The organism is Bradyrhizobium sp. STM 3561 (genome assembly GCF_045571455.1).
In the GTDB taxonomy this organism is placed as follows: Bacteria; Pseudomonadota; Alphaproteobacteria; order Rhizobiales; family Xanthobacteraceae; genus Bradyrhizobium; species Bradyrhizobium vignae.
The window spans coordinates 7,757,015-7,774,821 of sequence record NZ_CP120695.1 but is presented as its reverse complement, the minus strand read 5'-3'; the positions used below and the strand labels follow the sequence as shown (position 1 = coordinate 7,774,821).

Genomic DNA, 17,807 nt, shown 5'->3' with positions numbered 1-17,807 from the left:
CGGAATCACGAGATTCCGGGTCCGATGCTTCGCATCGCCCGGAATGACTGCGGGACCCCAACGGCCCCGCAAAGACCTCACCCGAAGCTACATCTGCGGAATGGGTAGCACCGGCATCACTTCGATCGCCTCGCCCGGAAAGATCGCGAAATGCGGATGGTTCTCGAACAGCTTGGCAGCTTCCTCTTGCGATGCGGCGCGCACTACGGTGAAACCGGTGAGCGCGTTGCTGATCTCGGTGATGCCATTTGCGTCGATCCTGCGGGTCTTGCCGAGCGGGCCGCCCAGCTCGACGAGGACCGACTTGTGCTTCTCGACCCAGCCGTCCCAGGCAGCCATGCCCTCCTGCTCCTTCGCCTTTCGCTCGGCCTCGGGCAGCGCGCGCCAGGCCGCCATTTTCGACCCGGTCATGCTGCCGAGATAGACGGCGAGGAATTTGTGTTCGGTGCTCATCGGCCTCTCCTCTGTTGATCGATTGATCTGTTGATCGATTGACGACAGCCGCGATCTCATCGCGGCCGCGGTGGTTACTTCTTCAGTTCCTCCAAACCGGCGGCGGCCTGCTGCACGTCGGGCGGAAAATCGCTCATCTCCTGTACCTGCCGGATCTCGATGATTTCTTTCGGCGAAGCCGGGCACTTCTTCGCCCAGGCGATCGCCTCCTCGCGCGAGGCAACCTCGATCATCCAATAGCCGCCCAGGACTTCCTTGGCTTCCACGAAGGGCCCGTCGGTCACGACAGGCACGCCGGTCGCGAACGAGACGCGCGCGCCCATCGAGGGCGGATGCAGGCCGTCGAGCGTGATCAGCACGCCGGCATCCTTCAGCGCCTCGTTGTAGCGCATCATCGCGGCAACCCGCTCGGGATCGAGCTGCACGTCCGGCGACGCGTTCTCGTAGCCAAGCGGAATCATCAGCATCATGAATCGCATGAGGTTTCCTTGCTTTCACTGTCGGGGCGAGCAGCGGCGGGGCCACGCGCCCTCGCTTCCAAGACGAATGAACTGTCAGGGAACCGACATGGATGACGAAAATTATCTGGCAGCTCGGCGCGCGGCGCTGGCCGTGCAAGGCGCGGCGAGCCTCCAAGGATGAAGCGGCCCGACGCAGCCGGGCCTTTGCCCTTGCCGCTGAAGAAGCGGCGGCCCCAGGCTGACGGAGATGGACTGGCGCTCTTCTTACCGCAACGGAAGCGAAGTAAAAGGCGCTGGCCGCCCGTGCGGCTTCCGTTTCCGCCAGAAGGACAGATCAGCCAATGCCGCAAGCCGCGCAAAAAGTCGCCCTCGTCACCGGAGCCGCACGCGGCATCGGGCTTGCGACCGCGAAGAAGTTCCTTTCCGAGGGCTGGCGCGTGGCGCTGCTCGATATCGAGGGCGACCTGCTCGGCCGCGCGATCGCCGACATCGGCCAAAACGAGGCGACGCTGGCGCTGACCTGCGATGTCTCCGACGCAGCCGCAGTCAGCGCTGCAATGACGACGATGGAGCGGCGGTTCGGCCGGTTGGATGCGCTGGTCAACAACGCCGGCATCGCGGTGTTCGCGCCGCTGATGGAGACGTCGGAGGCTGACTGGCGCCGCGTGCTCGAGGTCAACCTCACCGGACCGTTCCTCTGCACCAAGGCGGCGGTGCCGCTGATGCGCGACGGCAATGGCGGCGCCATCGTCAACATCACCTCGATCTCGGCCGTGCGTGCTTCGACGCTGCGTTCGGCCTACGGCACCAGCAAGGCGGGCCTTGCGCACCTCACCAAGCAGCTCGCGGTCGAGCTCGCTTCCCTCAACATCCGCGTCAACGCGGTTGCGCCGGGACCGGTCGACACCGCGATGGCGAAGCAGGTGCACACCAAGGAGATCCGCGCCGATTACCACGATGCCATCCCGCTCAACCGCTACGGCCTGGAGGAGGAACTCGCGGAAGCGATCTACTTTCTGTGCTCGGAACGCGCCAGCTACATCACCGGCCAAATTTTGGCCGTCGATGGCGGTTTCGATGCGGCAGGTATCGGCCTGCCGACGCTGCGCGGCCAGCGCCGCAACGGGTAGGAGTGCTCATGCAACGCGCCGCATTCGTCACCATCACGATGCTCGCGGCCGTGTTGATCGCGGCGAGACCGGCGCGAGCCGAGATCCGCATCATCCAGTCCCCAGGCGGACAGGTCGGGCCGTTCCTCGATCTGTTCGAGAAAGTGCGCGAGAGCGGCGAGCGCGTGGTGATCGATGGTCCCTGCCTGTCCGCCTGCACGCTGGTGCTCAGCATCGTCCCAGGCGAGCGCATCTGCGTCACCAAGCGCGCGGTGCTCGGCTTCCACGCCGCGCGCTCGGTGGACCGGCGCGGACATTTCTATGCCGAGCCGGAGGCATCGGTCGCGGTGCTTGCCGCCTATCCCGGCCCGGTGCGCGACTGGATCAGCCGCCGTGGCGGCCTCACCTCGCGGTTGCTCCTGTTGAAGGGACGTGATCTCGCCGCGATCTATCCGCGTTGTCGCTGATGAAAGCCGGCAGCCGCCAGGCGCGTGACGTGAGTGAGCGCTGGGAACCGCATCACCATCAAGGCGATTTGCCTGGCTGGTTCAAGGCCATACGCCATGTTCCCTGCGCTCGCATCCAGCGTGCGCACCGGGTGATCTGCGCCATCAGGCGCTGGCTACGTTCAGAAAAGAGTCTGTATCACCGGTACCAGCTTTGCGCTGGCGCAGATGAGCATTCCCCAAAGAGCAAAATTGATCTGTAGCGCCGCCGCCATCGGTCGCTCCCCTTGCAAGTGACGTCCATCCCAGTTTGTAGCTTTTATGAATCACCAATAGCGATTCTGGCGTGCAGATCACAGCCCAATATTGCGCCAATTGTTGTGCGATGCAGTTGGTTTCACGAAGCGGCCTCACTGCGCCCGCAAAGTGATGCCGAAAGCACGACTCACATTCGGCCATGCCGGCAGATTTGTTTTTGCTTTGAGTTCCATCGAACTGACGTGGTGCGTGTGTCTCACCCGCATTCTGTGCGTCCCATACGTAGCGAAGGCCTGGCATGATTCGATACGGCTTCATCTTGCTCACTTTTTGCACAGCGCTGCTCGGAGGCGCAGGCGCTCCAGCGCAGGAACGTCGCCCCATCGCGTGGGATGGTCTTGGCAAGGATCCGAACCGTCCTCACGTCGCGAAGCGGGGCGTCACGGACCACGCACTCACGGCAAGTGATCCCAATCAGGAGCGGGAAAGGGTACTCGGTACTTTGCGTCCATATTCCGAGGCATGGTGGGCGGTCCATGACGAAATACAGGCGGAGAACGACAGGCAGCTCGGCAGCAAGCTCGTGATCTGTCCTCGTTGCCTGGAGCCTTCGCCGCGCGAGGACGTCACCGGGTCGATCCGGTGAGAGGACAGACGGCCGATCGGCGCCGTAACGAGTCCATGCATATCCCTCTCCCGCAGCATCGAGAGAGGGGACCGCAACTCAACGGATCGCGCGCGCGGTCGCGCCCGTCACACTCCCTCCGCCGGGCAGTTCACCATCCAGGGAATGCCGAACTTGTCGACGCACATGCCAAAGCCCTTGGCCCAGAAAGTCTTGCTGAAGGGCATGGTGAGGCTGCCCCCGTCGGCCAGCGCGTTGAACTTGCGCTCGGCATCCGCGAGGTCCGTGACCGTGAGGGAAATCGAGAAGCCCTGCGGCTTCTGAAAATGCTCGGGCGGCGCGTCGGAGGCCATCAATACGCTGCCGTCGGGCAGCGACATGCGCGCATGCATGATCATCTTCTCGCGGCCGGGTGCCGCGGGCATGTCCGGCGGCGCCTCCGAGGCCCGCATCATTGCATCGATCTTGCCGCCGAGAACCTTTGCGTAGTAGTTGAACGCCGCTTCGCAGGTGTCCTGATAGAACAGATAGGGATTGAGCATCGTTTCTCTCCTCTTCTTCGTTCGCAGTGAGATCTATTGCTTCTCGGTGAGCTTCTTCAGGCCGGCGAGGCCCGCTTCGAAATCCTTGCCGATCATGCTGTCCATGTTGATGAAGACCTGCATCAGCTTGGACAGGAACGGGGCCGGACCGTACATCGCCCATGTGACGAGTGTGGCATCGCCTTGCGGCACAAAGGTGAACGCGGCGACATTGTGCCCTTCAAATGGCCGCTCGAAATCCAACTTGATGCGGAGCTTCGAGGGCCCGTTCGCCTCTAGGATCTCCATGTGGCCGGCACCGACATTGTTGTTGCCGTCCCAGGCATAGGTCGCCCCCTTCCCCGCCGCGGTTCCGCCGAACGTCCGCTTCATGGCGGGATCGCGTCCCTCATAGGGCGACCAGGCGGTCCAACGGCGGAAATCGGCAACCAGTGGATAAATCGCATCGGCCCGCGCCTTCACGGCGAGGCTGCGCTCGACGCGGAATGTGTCAGGCTTGGTGAGGGCGAAGACGAGAATGCCTGCGATTCCGATCGCGAGCACGACGGCAATGATGGCAACGGCTCTCAGCATGAATGGCTCCTTGGATACCGGATTAAGACGAAGGGGCGCGGCAGGGGCCGACAGGAGCCGATGAGATTTTTCTTGCCCGTCATTCCGGGATGGTCCGAAGGACCAGACCCGGAATCTCGTCATTCCGGGTTCGCGCTTCGGGCGCCCCGGAATGACGGTGAGACATCATTTCGCATTGGCGCTCTCCTTCGGCTTCGGCTGGCTGTCCCGGATCAGGCGATCGAGATGCATGCGGATGTGGGCGGCTTCGGCCGATGTATTGGCGAGCGCGATGGCGCGGTCGAAGGCGATGCGGGCTTCGTCGTTGCGGCCGAGCTGCATCAGGAAGGCGCCGCGCACGCCGTAGAAATGGAAGTAGTTGGCGAGCTTCGGCGCCAGCGGCTCGATCAGGTCGAGCGCAGCCTGGGGCCCGCGCACCTTCGAGACCGCGACCGCGCGGTTGAGTGTCACCACCGGCGAGGGCTGCACCACTTCGAGCGCCCCATAGAGCAGATCGATCTGGGTCCAGTCGGTCTCCCCCGGCGTCGCTGCGCGCGCATGCAGCGCGGCGATGGCGGCCTGGATCTGGTAGGGTCCGCTGCGGCGGTGGCGCATCGCCTTGTCGATCAGCGCGAGGCCTTCTGCAATCATGGTGCCGTTCCACAAGGAACGATCCTGATCGTCCAGCAGGATCAGCGATCCGTCCTCGGCAAAGCGCGCGGCGCTGCGCGCATGTTGCAAGAGAATCAGCGCCGTCAGGCCCATGATCTCCGGCTCGCTCGGAAACAGCCGCAGCAGCAACCGCGCCAGCCGGATCGCCTCCTCGCACAGCGGCTTCCTGATTTCGGCGGTGTCGCCACTCGCCGAATAGCCTTCGTTGAAGATCAGGTAGATCATCGCCGCGACTCCGGCGAGCCGTTCGGAGCGCTCGACCGCGCCGGGCGCCTCGAACGGCGTCCCGGCCTCGGCGACCTTCGCCTTGGCGCGCGTGATGCGCTGCTCCATCGCGGCTTCCGAGACCAGGAACGCGCGCGCGATCTGCTTCACCGTGAGGCCGGAGACGATGCGCAACGCCAGCGCGATCTGCTGCGTCGCCGGCAGCCCTGGATGGCAGCAGATGAACATCAGCCGCAAAATGTCGTCGCGATAGTGTGAGCCGTCGAGCCGCTCGGCGAGCGCGCCCTCGGCGTCGTCGAGATCGGAGATCGCCTGGTCGTCCTCGGGCAGCGGCTGTTGCTTGCGGGCGCGCCGCACCTCGTCGATTGCGACGTTGCGGCCGACCATGATCAGCCAGGCCGCGGGATCGCGCGGCGGCCCGTTCTGCGGCCAGGTTTTCAGCGCGCGCAGGCAGGCGTTCTGAAACGCCTCCTCTGCGGTATCAAGATCGCGGAAATAGCGCAGCAGCGCGCCCACCGCCTGGGGTCGCGCCGAGGTCAGCGCAGTCTCGATCCAAGCGGTGTCGGCATCGCTCACGTCAGGTTTCCTCCGGGCCGGAACACGCCAACGGGACGCACCTCGTAGGCGCCGCCGGGATTGGCGGCTCCAAGCTCACGCGCGACGTCGAGCGCGTCGTCGAGATTCTTGCAGTCGACGATGTAGAAGCCGAGCAGCTGCTCCTTGGTCTCGGCATAGGGACCGTCGAGCACCAGTGGCGGATCCTCCTTGCGCAGCGTCGCCGCCGCGGTCGTCGGCAACAGCCGCGCCACCGGCCCGAGCCGGCCCTGTTTGGTGAGCTTCTCCTGAACCACGGCGAGCTTCTTCATCACGGCCTCGTCCTGGTCCTTGCTCCAGGAGCCGACGAAGTCCTCATCGTGATAGCAAAGAATGGCGTAAAGCATGGCCGGCACTTTCCTCGTCTGTTCTGAAGACGCGCCAATATGCCCCGCCCCGACAGGGCTGCGGAAAAAATTTGCAAGAAAAATCCGGCAGATCGTGCCAAGGAGGGTCCTTCATCAAGCGGAACCGACGAGGCACTTCGAATGACCCTGGGCACACTGGCCGTCCTCATCAACAGCACGCAGCAGAACTGGCTGCCGGAGCGCTGGAAGGCTCGGTTCGAAGCGGTCTGCGGCGACCGCCGCGTGGTGCTGCTGCCGGACGCCGGGCTCGATCCGGCGGAGGTGCACTATGCGGCGGTGTGGAAGCCGGTGCCGGGCGATCTCGGTGCGTTCCCCAATCTTCGGGCCATCTTCAATCTCGGCGCGGGCGTTGATGCGCTGATGGCGGACAGGAGCCTGCCCGATGTGCCGCTGGTGCGCGTCGCCGTGCCCGATCTCACCAATCGCATGACCGAATATGTCGTCCTGCACGTGCTGATGCATCACCGCCAGGAGCTTTACCTCAGGCAATCGCAGCGCGAGAAACGCTGGGAACCAAAATATCAGTGGCCGGCAAGCGCGATCACGGTCGGCGTCATGGGATTGGGCACACTGGGGGCCGATGCGGCCGACGTGCTGCGGCGGCTCGGCTTCCGTGTCGCCGGCTGGAGCCGCAGCCCGCGGACGATCGACGGCGTGGTGTGCTTCCACGGCGCTGCGCAGATCGACGCGTTTCTGCGCACGACCGACATTCTGGTCTGCCTGCTCCCGCTGACGCCTGACACAAACGGCATCCTCAAGCGCGACCTCTTCACAAGGCTCCACCGCAACAGCCCGCTCGGCGCGCCCGTGCTGATCAATGCCGGCCGCGGTGGTCTGCAGAACGAAGCGGACATTCTCGCCTGTCTCGACGACGGCACGCTGGGCGCCGCCTCGCTCGACGTCTTCGTGCAGGAGCCGCAGCCGAAGGACAGCCGGTTCTGGACCCATCCCAAGGTGGTGTTGACGCCCCACAACGCTGCCGACACCGATGCGGACGCGATCTCGGCCTATGTCGCCGAGCAGATCGCGCGGTTCGAGGCCGGCGGCGCACTGGAGAACGTGGTGGACCGGGTCAGGGGGTATTGAGGCCGGCGGAGAGGCGTACGACCGTCTCGTAGTCGCGGTCGTCCCCACATGCTCGGACCGATCAGGGACTTTTCCGGCAAGCCGCTCGGCGCCGTCGAGCTCGTGATGGACAATGCCGATTACGAGGCCTCGGCCGACCGTGCCTGGTGGCTTTCAATCGGCATCGCCGCGCTGGGCTCGTGCTCGCGACAGAAGAGATCGGCGCGCAGGTCATTGCCGTGCAAGGCGAGACATCAGGCGCCGACGGCATCGCAGCCACGGATGCGGCCGCGGAGGAAGTGCTGGGCTCGACCATCGAGTTGTCGAAGCAGTCGCAGCGGCTGCGCGACGAGGTCGATCTTTTTCTTGCGCAGATCCGCGCGGCGTAGCTGGCAATTGCGCGCAGGGGCCGGGACGACAGCTAGGACTTGGCTCCCACCATCACATCGATCGCGCCCTTCACGATCGCCTCGAGCTCCTTGCGCGGGACGCGCGCGCGCGAGCGGATGGCGATGGTGTGGATGGTGGCGGAGGCGATCTGTGCCAGCGCGACTGGATCGGCGCTCTCTCGCAACTCGCCTTTCTCCTTGGCGCGGCGGAAGCAACTGGCAAAAGCCTTGTCGAGTCCGGTGAGACCGTCGAGCACCATGGCGCGGATCTCGGGATCGCCAACGGCCTCGGACGCCGCGGTCACGACCGTGAAGCAGCCGCGCGGGCCGGTGTCACCGGACAGATAGATGTCCAGCGCGGACGCGTAGATGCGCTCCAGCCGCTGCCGCAGCGGCATCTCCTGGCGAAAAATCTCGACCATGGAAGCGCCGGCCTCCTCGCGATAGCGCTGGTAGCTCTTGATGTAGAGCTCGCGCTTGTCGCCGAAGGCGCCGTAAAGGCTCGGCCGGTTCATGCCGGTCGCTTCACTGAGATCGTCGAGCGAGGTGGCCGCGAAGCCTTGCTTGCGGAACAGATCGAGCGCCTTGCCGAGCGCGACATCGGGCTCGTAGGCGCGGGGACGGCCTCGGCGCTTGGGTTCGCCGCGGCGCTCGGGCTCATTGGCAGCAGCTGGCGGCTTCGATTTTTGTACCATTTCGCAAAATAATCCTTGACCACGCCATATTATGCAAGATGGTACAAAAATCAATCTGGCCAGGTTGAGCGACACCCAAAGAGGAATTGCCCAAGGAGGCTACAGATGGATCTCTATTTCTCGCCGCTCGCCTGCTCGATGGCGACACGCGTCGCGCTGTATGAAGCCGGCGCCGAGGCGAACTATCTCGAAGTCGATCCACCCACCAAGAAGGTGCTGAACGACGGCTCCGACTTCCGTACCATCAATCCGATCGGGCTCGTGCCGACGCTGCGCACCGACGAAGGCGTGGTGCTGACCGAGAACGCCGCGATCCTGCAATATGTCGCGGACCATTTTCCGCAGTCCGGCCTCGGCACCGCAACGGGCATCGAGCGCACGCGGCTGCATCAATGGCTCTGCTTCATCGGCACCGAGCTGCACAAGGGCCTCTTCATTCCCGTGCTCGACCGCAAAGCACCGCAGGAGACAAAGGCCTATGCGCTCGAGAAGTACCTGTCGCGGCTCGATTATCTCGACAATCACCTGAAGGGGCGCGACTTCCTGCTCGACCATTTCAGCGTGGCCGATGCCTATCTCGTCACGGTCATCAACTGGACCATGGCGACGCCGCCGATCGAGCTCGCGAAATGGCCGAACGTGAAGGCGTACTACGAGCGGCTGCGCCAGCGACCTTCGATTGCTAGGGCGATCGCGGAGGAGTTCGAGTTGTACAAGGCCGAGCAGGCGCGGAAGAAGGCGGCGGCGTAAGGCTCGGAAATGGAAACGCCGTCCCGGCCGTGCAGGCCGGGGCGGCGCAAAACATTATCCGTACAGCACCCGCGGCAGGAATTGCTCCCCTCCTTTCGCTAGCCAGACGCCGAATGGCGTCACCGCGCGTATCCATAAACTGAAGCCGCATTGTCGGCAGACACGAGCCCGCTTTCGATGTCGTCCTCGATGGCCGCCCGATCGCGCTCGGTTGGCGCACCGATGCCGGCGCCGCCGGGCGTCAGCACCACGAGGCGATCATCCGGAGGCACCTGCTGAAAGCCCTTGCCGCGCAGCTTCTTCCCGGATTTCAGGCCGACATAACCAGCCTCGCCGTCCCGGCCGCCATCGCGCCCGCGCGGCGGATGATCGATGCGGTCGAACGCAGCGAGAATGTCGAACGGCGCATCGACGCCGCTGCCGACCTCGATGATCTGGCCGAGGCCGCCGCGGGTGCGCCCTGCCCCGCCGGAATCCGGGCGCAGCTCCTTGCGCCAGAAGATCAGCGGCGTCTGCGTTTCCGCGATCTCGACCGGCGTGCCGCGCACGCCGCTTGGGTAAGCGGTTGCCGACAAACCATCTTTGCCGAAGCGCGCACCGGTGCCGCCATTGGAGGTGACCGCCATGGAGAACCCGTAATTGCCGCCGACGCCGCTTCGCGTCTGCCCGCGCACGTTGAGATTCCACAGGCACGACGTACCCTCCGCCGGCACGCGCTCGGGAATGATCTGGCGCAGGCAGCCGAACACGACGTCTGGCAGCATCTGGCCGATGACGTGGCGCGAGGCGACCGGCGCCGGCTTCGGCGCATTGAGGATCGCGCCCGCCGGCGCCGACACCGTCAGCGGCGAGAGCGAGCCGGCATTGTTGGGGATTTGTGAGGCGACGACGCAGCCGAGGCCGAACACGGTGTAGGCGGTGGTGTAGGACAAGGGCACGTTGATGCCGAACTTCGAGGCCGCGGAGGTACCGTCGAAATCGACGTGAATGCCGTCGTCCGAGATCGTCAGCGTCGCGGCCAGCGTCACCGGCTCATCATAGCCGTCAACCACCATGGCGTTGTGCCAGCTGCCCTTCGGCAGCTTGGCGATCTCGGCCAGCACGGCCTCGCGCGAGCGATCGCATATGTAGTCGCCGAGCTCGTCGAGCGTGTCGATGCCAAACTCGTTCATCATCTCGACCAGACGCTCGCAGCCGACGTCGTTGCAGCCGGCGAGCGAATAGGTATCGCCTTCGGTGTCGATCGGCAGCCGCGTGTTGGTGCGGATCATCGCCATCAGCGTCTCGTTGACGACGCCCTGGTCGATCAGCTTCAGCATGGGGATGTAGAGCCCCTCCATGAACACGTCGGTGGCGTCAGGCCCGAAGCCGATGCCGCCGATGTCCATGAGATGGCTGGTGCAGGAGAACAGCGCGACGACCTTGCCGTCCTTGAAGCAGGGCGTCGTCACCACGAAGTCGTTGAGATGGCCGGTGCCCATCCAGGGATCGTTGGTGATGTAGGCATCGCCCTGCTTCATCGTCGCGATCGGAAAGTGAGCAATGAAATGCTTGACCGATTCCGCCATCGAGTTGACGTGGCCGGGCGTACCGGTCACCGCCTGCGCCAGCATCCGCCCGCTGAGGTCGAACACGCCGGCCGAGAGGTCGCCGCATTCGCGCACAATCGGGCTGAACGCGGTGCGGAGCAGCACCTGCGCCTGCTCCTCGACCACGGCGATCAGCCGGTGCCACATGATCTGGAGATCGATCAGGCTCGCGCCATTCGCCTTGCTCATGGTCAGGCCGCCTTTCGTTCCATGACGATGCTGCCGGCACCGTCGATATGCGCGTCGAAACTGGTGGAGACGAAGGTCGAGGTTTCGTCCTCCGCGATCACCGCGGGACCGGCAATGGTCGCGCCCGGCGTCATGTCCTCGCGGCGATAGAGCGGGATCTCGATCACTGCGCCCGCCCGGCCGTCGAAGAACTTTCGGCTGCCGGATGCCTTGGCCGCGGGCTTGCGCGCGACGGAAGCGGCGGCGGGCGGGTTGCGCGCCTCGGTGGTGGCGAGCACCGACCAACTCAACACCTCGATCGCAGCGCCCGGGATCGGCCGCTCGAACATTGCGGAATAATCCGTCTCGAACTTCTGCCGCAGACCGGCGAGATCGGCCGTCATCAGCCGCCGGTTCGGCAGCTCGACCGTGATCTCGTGGCCCTGGCCGACATAGCGCATGAAGGCCGCGCGGCGCTCGCGCACCGGCGCACCGGCGGCGCCGGGCTCGACCAGCGCACGCGCCTCATTCGCCATTTCCTGCAAGAGATTGGAGACCGCCTCGGTGTCGAAATCATCGACGCGGACATGCCGGCTGCGCACCAACTCATAGGCGATGGGCGCGGCGAGGAAACCGACGGCCGAGCCGACGCCGGCATTCGAGGGCACGATGACGCGGGAGACGCCGATCTTCTCGGCGACCCGCGCCGCATGCAGCGGCGCGGCACCGCCGAACGCGATCAGCGTGTGCTGGCCGACCACGGCGCCGCGCTCGACCGCATGCACGCGCGCCGCGCTCGCCATGTTCTCGCAGACGACCTCGTGCACGGCATAGGCGGCCGTCTCCGCCGACAGGCCGAGCGGCGCACCGACATCGCGCAGCAACGCCTGCTTCGAAAGCTCCGGATCGAGCTTGATCGTGCCGGCCGCAAACGCATCAGGATCGATCATGCCGAGCGCGACGTCCGCATCCGTCACCGCCGGGCGCTGGCCGCCGCGGCCGTAGCAGGCAGGCCCCGGCTCCGAGGAAGCGCTCTCCGGACCCACGGTGACGCGCTTCATCGCGTCGACATGCGCGATCGAGCCGCCGCCGGCGCCGATCTCGACCATCTCGATCACGGGAATCCTTACCGGCAGGCCGGAGCCTTTGAGGAAGCGCGCGGCGCGATCGACCTCGAACACGCGCGAGGTCTCCGGCTGGTATTTTTCGATCAGGCAGATCTTTGCCGTGGTGCCGCCCATGTCGAAGGACAGCACCTTGCTCTCCCCGAGCCGCGCCGCGATCTGTGCCGCGAAGATCGCGCCGCCGGCCGGACCGGATTCGACGAGACGAACGGGAAAGCGCCGCGCCGTCTCGATCGAGGTCACGCCGCCGCCCGACGTGACGAGATAGATCGCGCCGCGAAACTGCTCGACCTGCAGGGCATCGGCCATGCGGGCGAGATAGCCGTCGATCAACGGTTGCACATAGGCGTTGGCGACCGCGGTGGAGGTGCGTTCATATTCGCGGATCTCCGGACACACGGCCGATGACACCGTCACCGAAATGCCGGGCATCTCCTCCCCGATGATCGCGGCCGCGCGCCGCTCGTGCTCGGGGTTGGCATAGGAGTGCAGAAAGGCGATCGCGACGCTCTCGACGCCCAGCTCACGCAATTTCGGCGCGAGCGCGCGCACGGCAGTCTCGTCCAGCGGGAGACGGACGGCGCCATGGGCGTCGATGCGCTCTGGCACGGTGAAGCGCAGGGAACGGGGCGCCAGCGGCTTCGGCTTGTCGATGCTGAGATCATATTGGTCGTAGCGGCTTTCGGTGCCGATATCGAGCACGTCACGGAAGCCCTCGGTCGCGATCAGCGCCGTCTTGGCCCCGCGGCGCTCGATGATGGCATTGGTCGCGAGCGTGGTGCCGTGAATGAAGACGTCGATGTCGCTGATATGCGCACGCGCATCAGTGAGGATGAGGCGGATGCCGTCCAGCACCGCCTGCTCGGGGCGCTGCGGCGTCGTCAGCACCTTGCGCGTCTTGCGGTCCTGTCCCACGTCCAGCACGATGTCCGTGAACGTGCCACCGATATCCACGGCAAGCCGCACCTCGGCTCCCTCAAGCATTCCAAATTCTCCGTGCTGATCGTCAAGACCGGGTTTCGAAAACGCAGCAATTTCCGTGCCGTGAGGCATGCCGGCAACGCTGTGCCCGGCCATTCTGCGCGGCACCTATACAATAGGCAAGGCGTGTGCGCCGCTGGCGCGATCAGAGCAGGAATGCAAGCGCTGACTCGCAGCGCTCCTCGACCTTCAGCGTCAGGAGATCGTCGGCGCGGGTGCGGCCGAGATTGACCGCGGCGATCGGGATATTACCGCGCGCGGCGGCCTGGACGAAGCGGAAGCCGGAATAGACCATTAGCGAGGAGCCGACGACGAGCATGGCGTCGGCCTCTGCCAGATGATCCTGCGCGGTGGCAACGACGTCGCGGGGGACGTTCTCGCCGAAGAACACGACGTCGGGCTTGAGGATGCCGCCGCAGGCTTCGCAGGCAGGCACCTGGAACGACGAGAAATCCTCGTGCTCCAGATCGGCATCGCCATCAGGTGCATCGGCGGCATCGAGCGTCAGCCACGCCGCGTTCGCGCGACCAAGCGCATGTTGAAACTCCTCGCGCGGTGTCTTGCGGCCGCAGGCCATGCAGCGGACAAGATCGAGCCGACCGTGCAGGTCGATGACCTGCCGATGGCCGGCCGATTGATGCAGCCGGTCGACATTCTGGGTCAGCAGCATCCCGCACCGGCCTTTCGCCTCGAGCCGGGCCAGCGCACGGTGCGCATCGTTCGGCTTCGCCTGACCGAACCGCCGCCAGCCGACCAGGCTGCGCGCCCAATAACGCCGGCGCGTATGCTCGTCCGACATGAAGGCCTGGAAGTTGACCGGCTGGGTCCGCTTCCAGTTGCCTTGGCCGTCGCGATAATCGGGAATGCCTGAATTGGTGCTGCAGCCGGCGCCGGTCAGCACGAACAGACGTTCGTGCCGGCCGATGAAATCCTGGAGTGGGGAATCTGCCATGGCGCAGATGTAGTCTGTGCCGGCGGATTCTGCCAGATGCCGCGCGGCTCCCCGCCTGCCGGGCCCGACTTAGCTCGCCCAGTTCTCGCGAAACTCCGGAAACAACGTGACACCCCCGCAGGCGTAGATGGTCTGCCCGGTGATGTAGCTGGCATCATCGGAAGCGAGGAAGGCAAACACGGCGGCGATCTCTTCTGGTGTCCCCACGCGGCCCAATGGAATGTGGCTGGTCACGACGCCGCGCTTTTCCGGATCGCCAGTCCAGGCCGCGTTGATCGGTGTGTCGATCGCCCCTGGACCAACGGCATTGACCCGAATGCCCCGGCCGGCGAATTCCAGCGCCAGCGTGCGCGTCAGATTGGCCATGCCGCCCTTGCTGATGGAATAAGCGAGATAGCCGGGCTTTGGGATGATCTGGTGGACGCTGGAGCAGTTGATGATGCTGCCGCCTCCGCCGCGCGCGACGAAATGCGCCAGCGCCTTCTGCGCGCAGAGCACGGCGCCGTTGAGGTTGACGTCGATGATGCGGCGATAGGTTTCGACGTCGAGCGCCTCGCTCGGCGACTCTCGCTGGAAGCCGGCATTGTTGACGAGACAGTCGAGACGCTTCCAGCGCGCGAGGACCGTTTCGAACATCGCAGCGATATCCTCTTCCTTACCGACATCGGCCTTGACGATGATGTGATCGAGCCTGCCGTGACCGCGGTCGCTCGATGCCGTTCGCGCAAGGGCGAGCGTCTCCTCGGCCCTCCCAGGGTGATCGAAATAGTTGATGGCGACGGTCGCGCCTTCCTGCGCCAGGCGGATGGCCACGGCGCGGCCGATGCCTTGCGAGGCGCCGGTCACCAGGGCGTTTTGGCCGACGAGGCGCGATGGAAAGGAAGTTGAGCGTTCGGTTTGCGGCATGTGTTCTCTCCGGAATGAATCATCATGGATGGAACCGGCGTTTTGTTCCATCCCTCCGGCATATCGCCGGGATTCACGCGGCGCGCTGCGCCGGCGGCGAAGTCAGGATCTGATAAAGGATGATGGCCCCGAAGGTCGCGGTGCCGATCCCGCCGATCGTGAACGCGCCGAATTTCAGCGTGAGATCACCGGCACCCGCGGTCAGCGCCACGGCAACGGTGATCAGGTTTGCAGGATTGGCGAAGTCGACCTTGTTCTCGATCCAGATTCGGCCCGCCATCGCCGCGATCAACCCGAACAGCACGATCGAGACGCCGCCGATGACTGCGCCGGGGATCGACAGGATCAACGCACCGAATTTCGGCGAGAAGCCGAGCAGGATCGACACAATGGCTGCGAAGGCAAACAGCAAGGTCGAATAGACCTTCGTCGCCGCCATGACGCCGATGTTCTCGGCATAGGTGGTGACCCCGGTGCCGCCGCCGCAGGCTGCAACGATGGTCGCGAGGCTGTCGGCGAACAGGGCGCGGCCGAGATAGGCGTCGAGGCTCCGGCCCGTCATGGCGCCGACGGCCTTGATATGCCCGAGATTCTCGGCGACGAGAATGACGGCAACCGGCGCGATGAGGAAGATTGCATCAGCATGGAAGCTCGGCGCAGTGAAGTTCGGCAGGCCGAGCCACGGCGCGGCCGAGAGTTGCGCGAAGTCGATCGGCTTGCCGAAGCCGAGGCCGTTCGCGAACAGCAAGTACAGGAGATATCCACCGATTGCACCGACGATGATCGGCAGGCGGCGCCACAGGCCTGGCGCGGCAACGGCAACCACGCCGATGATCAGAACGGTCGCGAGCCCGATCCAGGTGTCGAACGCATTGGCGCTCACCGCCTTGACCGCCACGGGCGCGAGGTTGAGGCCGATCGCGGCGACCACGGCGCCGGTGACGGCGGGCGGCAGCAGCCTCTCGATCCAACCGACGCCGGACCACATCACGATCAGCGAAATCAGACCGTACAGCACCCCGGCGCCGACGATGCCGCCGAGTGCAACCGGCAGGTTCGGGTTCGGCCCCTGCCCGGCATAGCCGGTGGCCGCGATGACGACGGCGATGAACGCGAAGCTCGAGCCGAGATAGCTCGGCACGCGCCCCGCGACGATGACGAAGAAGATCAGTGTGCCGACGCCGGAGAACAGCACCGCAACGTTGGGATCGAACCCCATCAGCAACGGCGCGATGATCGTCGATCCCGACATCGCGACGCAATGCTGCAAACCGGAAACGATGGTCTGGCCCCAGGACAGCCGCTCCTCCGGCATGATCACGCCAGAGGTCTTGAGTCTCCAGCGCGGAAAATAGCCCTGTGCCTGCGCGTCCGAGTCTGTTGCGATCGTCATGTTCCCCCCGTTGCGGTCCAGCGATCGATGTTCGTGCGATCCGACAAAAATGTGATTGTCGCTTCTGCGGCGCCCATCACATGATGAAATCATGCAAGATCAATACGTTCCCGGGCCTACATTATGACACAAGTCGCGATCCAGCCAGCCATCCGCCGCCGGCACCAGCCCTGGTACAAGATCCTTTACGTCCAGGTGCTGATCGCGATCGTGCTCGGCGTGCTGATCGGCTACTTCTATCCCGATCTCGGCAAAGCCTTGAAGCCGCTTGGCGACGGCTTCATCGCGCTGATCAAGATGATGATCGCGCCTGTCATCTTCTGCACCGTGGTGCACGGCATCTCCTCGATGGGCGACCTCAAGCGTGTCGGCCGGGTCGGATTGAAGTCGCTGATCTATTTCGAGACGGTCTCGACCGTCGCGCTCGCGGTTGGCCTGCTCGTCGGCGAGATCCTCCAGCCCGGACACGGCTTCAACATCGATCCCGCCACCATCGACCCGAGATCAGTGGCGACCTACGTCACCAAGGCCAAGGAGGAGGGCATCGTCGCCCATCTGATGGCGATCATTCCCGACAGCTATCTGGGCGCCATCGCACGCGGCGACCTCTTGCAGGTGCTGCTGATCTCGATTCTCTCCGGCTTCGCCATCGCCTTCCTCGGCAAGGCCGGCGAGCCCATTGCGGACGCGATCGACAAGGCCGCAAAAATGTTCTTCGGCATCATTCGCATCATCGTGCGCGTCGCGCCGATCGGCGCCTTCGGCGCGATGGCGTTCACCGTGGGGGCCTACGGACTCGGCTCGCTGCTCAATCTCGCCGCGCTGATCGGCACGTTCTATCTCACCAGCATCCTGTTCGTCCTGATCGTGCTGGGTGCGATCGCGCGGCTGGCAGGCTTCTCGATCCTGCGCTTCATCGCCTATATCAAGGACGAGCTCTTGATCGTGCTGGGCACCTCGTCCTCCGAGACGGTACTGCCGCAGATGATCCAGAAGATGGAGCATCTCGGCGCCTCGCGCTCGGTGGTCGGCCTCGTGATCCCGACCGGCTACAGCTTCAACCTCGACGGCACCAACATCTACATGACACTGGCGACGCTGTTCCTGGCGCAGGCCACCAACACGCATCTGACCATCTGGCAGGAGCTCGGCATCCTCGGCATCGCCATGATCACCTCGAAGGGCGCTTCGGGCGTCACCGGCGCAGGCTTCATCACGCTCGCCGCGACGCTCTCGATCGTGCCTGATATTCCCATCCAGTCGATCGCGATCCTGGTCGGCATCGACAAGTTCATGAGCGAATGCCGCGCGCTGACCAATCTGATCGGCAACGGCGTCGCCTGCGTCGTCATCAGCATCTCCGAAGGCGAGCTCGACCGCGAGGCGCTGCACGAGACCATGGCTCATCCGCTGGAGATCGGCGAGACGTTGGAACCGGGTGGAGGTGCATAGCACGACGTCCGGTTCCGATGCGGTAGTTTCCCGGAATG

Annotated in this window: 20 protein-coding genes; 7 read left to right on the top strand and 13 right to left on the bottom strand. The window is 64.8% G+C overall.

The window, feature by feature from the left end:
- Positions 1-87: 87 nt before the first annotated feature.
- Positions 88-453, bottom strand: coding sequence for a hypothetical protein (locus P6U28_RS36845; protein WP_407120770.1), 366 nt, complete (start codon positions 451-453; stop codon positions 88-90).
- A gap of 74 nt (positions 454-527) precedes the next feature.
- Complete coding sequence (locus tag P6U28_RS36840; RefSeq protein ID WP_407120769.1) at positions 528-932, bottom strand: YciI family protein; 405 nt, start codon at positions 930-932, stop codon at positions 528-530.
- Between the two features lie 323 nt (positions 933-1,255).
- On the opposite strand from P6U28_RS36840, the gene P6U28_RS36835 reads away from it, so the two are divergent.
- Positions 1,256-2,044 (top strand): SDR family NAD(P)-dependent oxidoreductase, encoded by a 789-nt coding sequence (locus P6U28_RS36835; protein ID WP_407120768.1) that lies wholly within the window; start codon positions 1,256-1,258, stop codon positions 2,042-2,044.
- 8 nt (positions 2,045-2,052) lie between these two features.
- The gene (locus P6U28_RS36830; protein ID WP_407120767.1) at positions 2,053-2,490 is read left to right on the top strand and encodes a hypothetical protein; all 438 of its coding nucleotides are present in this window, start codon (positions 2,053-2,055) and stop codon (positions 2,488-2,490) included.
- A 144-nt stretch (positions 2,491-2,634) separates the two neighbouring features.
- Here the strand turns inward: P6U28_RS36830 and P6U28_RS36825 are convergent, their stop codons facing one another.
- A complete protein-coding gene (locus P6U28_RS36825) occupies positions 2,635-3,063 on the bottom strand; it encodes a hypothetical protein (RefSeq protein ID WP_407123210.1) in 429 nt (142 codons plus the stop codon).
- Here P6U28_RS36825 and P6U28_RS36820 point away from each other — a divergent pair.
- Positions 3,026-3,373 carry a hypothetical protein gene (locus P6U28_RS36820; RefSeq protein ID WP_407120766.1) on the top strand — a complete coding sequence of 116 codons (348 nt, stop codon included), beginning with the start codon at positions 3,026-3,028 and terminating at the stop codon, positions 3,371-3,373. The two genes, P6U28_RS36825 and P6U28_RS36820, sit on opposite strands and share 38 nt — an antisense overlap.
- A 107-nt stretch (positions 3,374-3,480) precedes the next feature.
- On the opposite strand, the gene P6U28_RS36815 is transcribed toward P6U28_RS36820, so the two are convergent.
- The 4 genes from P6U28_RS36815 to P6U28_RS36800 all read right to left on the bottom strand — a co-directional run bounded on the left by P6U28_RS36815 (position 3,481) and on the right by P6U28_RS36800 (position 6,284).
- Positions 3,481-3,894: a VOC family protein gene (locus tag P6U28_RS36815; RefSeq protein WP_407120765.1), complete on the bottom strand. Its 414-nt coding sequence runs from the start codon at positions 3,892-3,894 to the stop codon at positions 3,481-3,483.
- Between the two features lie 33 nt (positions 3,895-3,927).
- The gene (locus P6U28_RS36810) at positions 3,928-4,467 is read right to left on the bottom strand and encodes an SRPBCC family protein (protein ID WP_407120764.1); all 540 of its coding nucleotides are present in this window, start codon (positions 4,465-4,467) and stop codon (positions 3,928-3,930) included.
- A 165-nt stretch (positions 4,468-4,632) separates the two neighbouring features.
- Complete coding sequence (locus P6U28_RS36805; RefSeq protein ID WP_407120763.1) at positions 4,633-5,919, bottom strand: RNA polymerase sigma factor; 1,287 nt, start codon at positions 5,917-5,919, stop codon at positions 4,633-4,635.
- The gene (locus tag P6U28_RS36800; protein ID WP_024337611.1) at positions 5,916-6,284 is read right to left on the bottom strand and encodes a YciI family protein; all 369 of its coding nucleotides are present in this window, start codon (positions 6,282-6,284) and stop codon (positions 5,916-5,918) included. The genes P6U28_RS36805 and P6U28_RS36800 overlap by 4 nt, the downstream gene beginning before the upstream one ends.
- A 141-nt stretch (positions 6,285-6,425) precedes the next feature.
- Here P6U28_RS36800 and P6U28_RS36795 point away from each other — a divergent pair, with 141 nt between their 5' ends.
- Together P6U28_RS36795 and P6U28_RS36790 are read left to right on the top strand one after the other, a co-directional pair.
- Entirely contained in the window at positions 6,426-7,391 is a 966-nt protein-coding gene (locus tag P6U28_RS36795; RefSeq protein WP_122405645.1) for a glyoxylate/hydroxypyruvate reductase A, read from the top strand.
- 146 nt (positions 7,392-7,537) lie between these two features.
- Complete coding sequence (locus tag P6U28_RS36790) at positions 7,538-7,759, top strand: hypothetical protein (protein ID WP_407120762.1); 222 nt, start codon at positions 7,538-7,540, stop codon at positions 7,757-7,759.
- Between the two features lie 32 nt (positions 7,760-7,791).
- Here the strand turns inward: P6U28_RS36790 and P6U28_RS36785 are convergent, their stop codons facing one another.
- The gene (locus P6U28_RS36785) at positions 7,792-8,454 is read right to left on the bottom strand and encodes a TetR/AcrR family transcriptional regulator (RefSeq protein WP_129144389.1); all 663 of its coding nucleotides are present in this window, start codon (positions 8,452-8,454) and stop codon (positions 7,792-7,794) included.
- 105 nt (positions 8,455-8,559) lie between these two features.
- Between P6U28_RS36785 and P6U28_RS36780 the strand changes: the two genes are divergently transcribed.
- The gene (locus tag P6U28_RS36780; RefSeq protein ID WP_407120761.1) at positions 8,560-9,204 is read left to right on the top strand and encodes a glutathione binding-like protein; all 645 of its coding nucleotides are present in this window, start codon (positions 8,560-8,562) and stop codon (positions 9,202-9,204) included.
- A 119-nt stretch (positions 9,205-9,323) separates the two neighbouring features.
- On the opposite strand, the gene P6U28_RS36775 is transcribed toward P6U28_RS36780, so the two are convergent.
- From P6U28_RS36775 to P6U28_RS36755, 5 genes are all read right to left on the bottom strand, one after another.
- Entirely contained in the window at positions 9,324-10,982 is a 1,659-nt protein-coding gene (locus P6U28_RS36775) for a hydantoinase B/oxoprolinase family protein (protein WP_407120760.1), read from the bottom strand.
- 2 nt (positions 10,983-10,984) lie between these two features.
- A complete protein-coding gene (locus P6U28_RS36770; protein ID WP_407120759.1) occupies positions 10,985-13,069 on the bottom strand; it encodes a hydantoinase/oxoprolinase family protein in 2,085 nt (694 codons plus the stop codon).
- Positions 13,070-13,211: 142 nt separating this feature from the next.
- Entirely contained in the window at positions 13,212-14,018 is an 807-nt protein-coding gene (locus P6U28_RS36765; protein WP_407120757.1) for an NAD-dependent protein deacetylase, read from the bottom strand.
- A gap of 69 nt (positions 14,019-14,087) precedes the next feature.
- Positions 14,088-14,924 carry an SDR family oxidoreductase gene (locus P6U28_RS36760; RefSeq protein ID WP_129144393.1) on the bottom strand — a complete coding sequence of 279 codons (837 nt, stop codon included), beginning with the start codon at positions 14,922-14,924 and terminating at the stop codon, positions 14,088-14,090.
- A 73-nt stretch (positions 14,925-14,997) separates the two neighbouring features.
- Entirely contained in the window at positions 14,998-16,317 is a 1,320-nt protein-coding gene (locus P6U28_RS36755; protein ID WP_407120756.1) for a solute carrier family 23 protein, read from the bottom strand.
- Positions 16,318-16,440: 123 nt separating this feature from the next.
- Between P6U28_RS36755 and P6U28_RS36750 the strand changes: the two genes are divergently transcribed.
- Complete coding sequence (locus tag P6U28_RS36750) at positions 16,441-17,769, top strand: dicarboxylate/amino acid:cation symporter (protein ID WP_407120755.1); 1,329 nt, start codon at positions 16,441-16,443, stop codon at positions 17,767-17,769.
- Positions 17,770-17,807 lie beyond the last annotated feature (38 nt).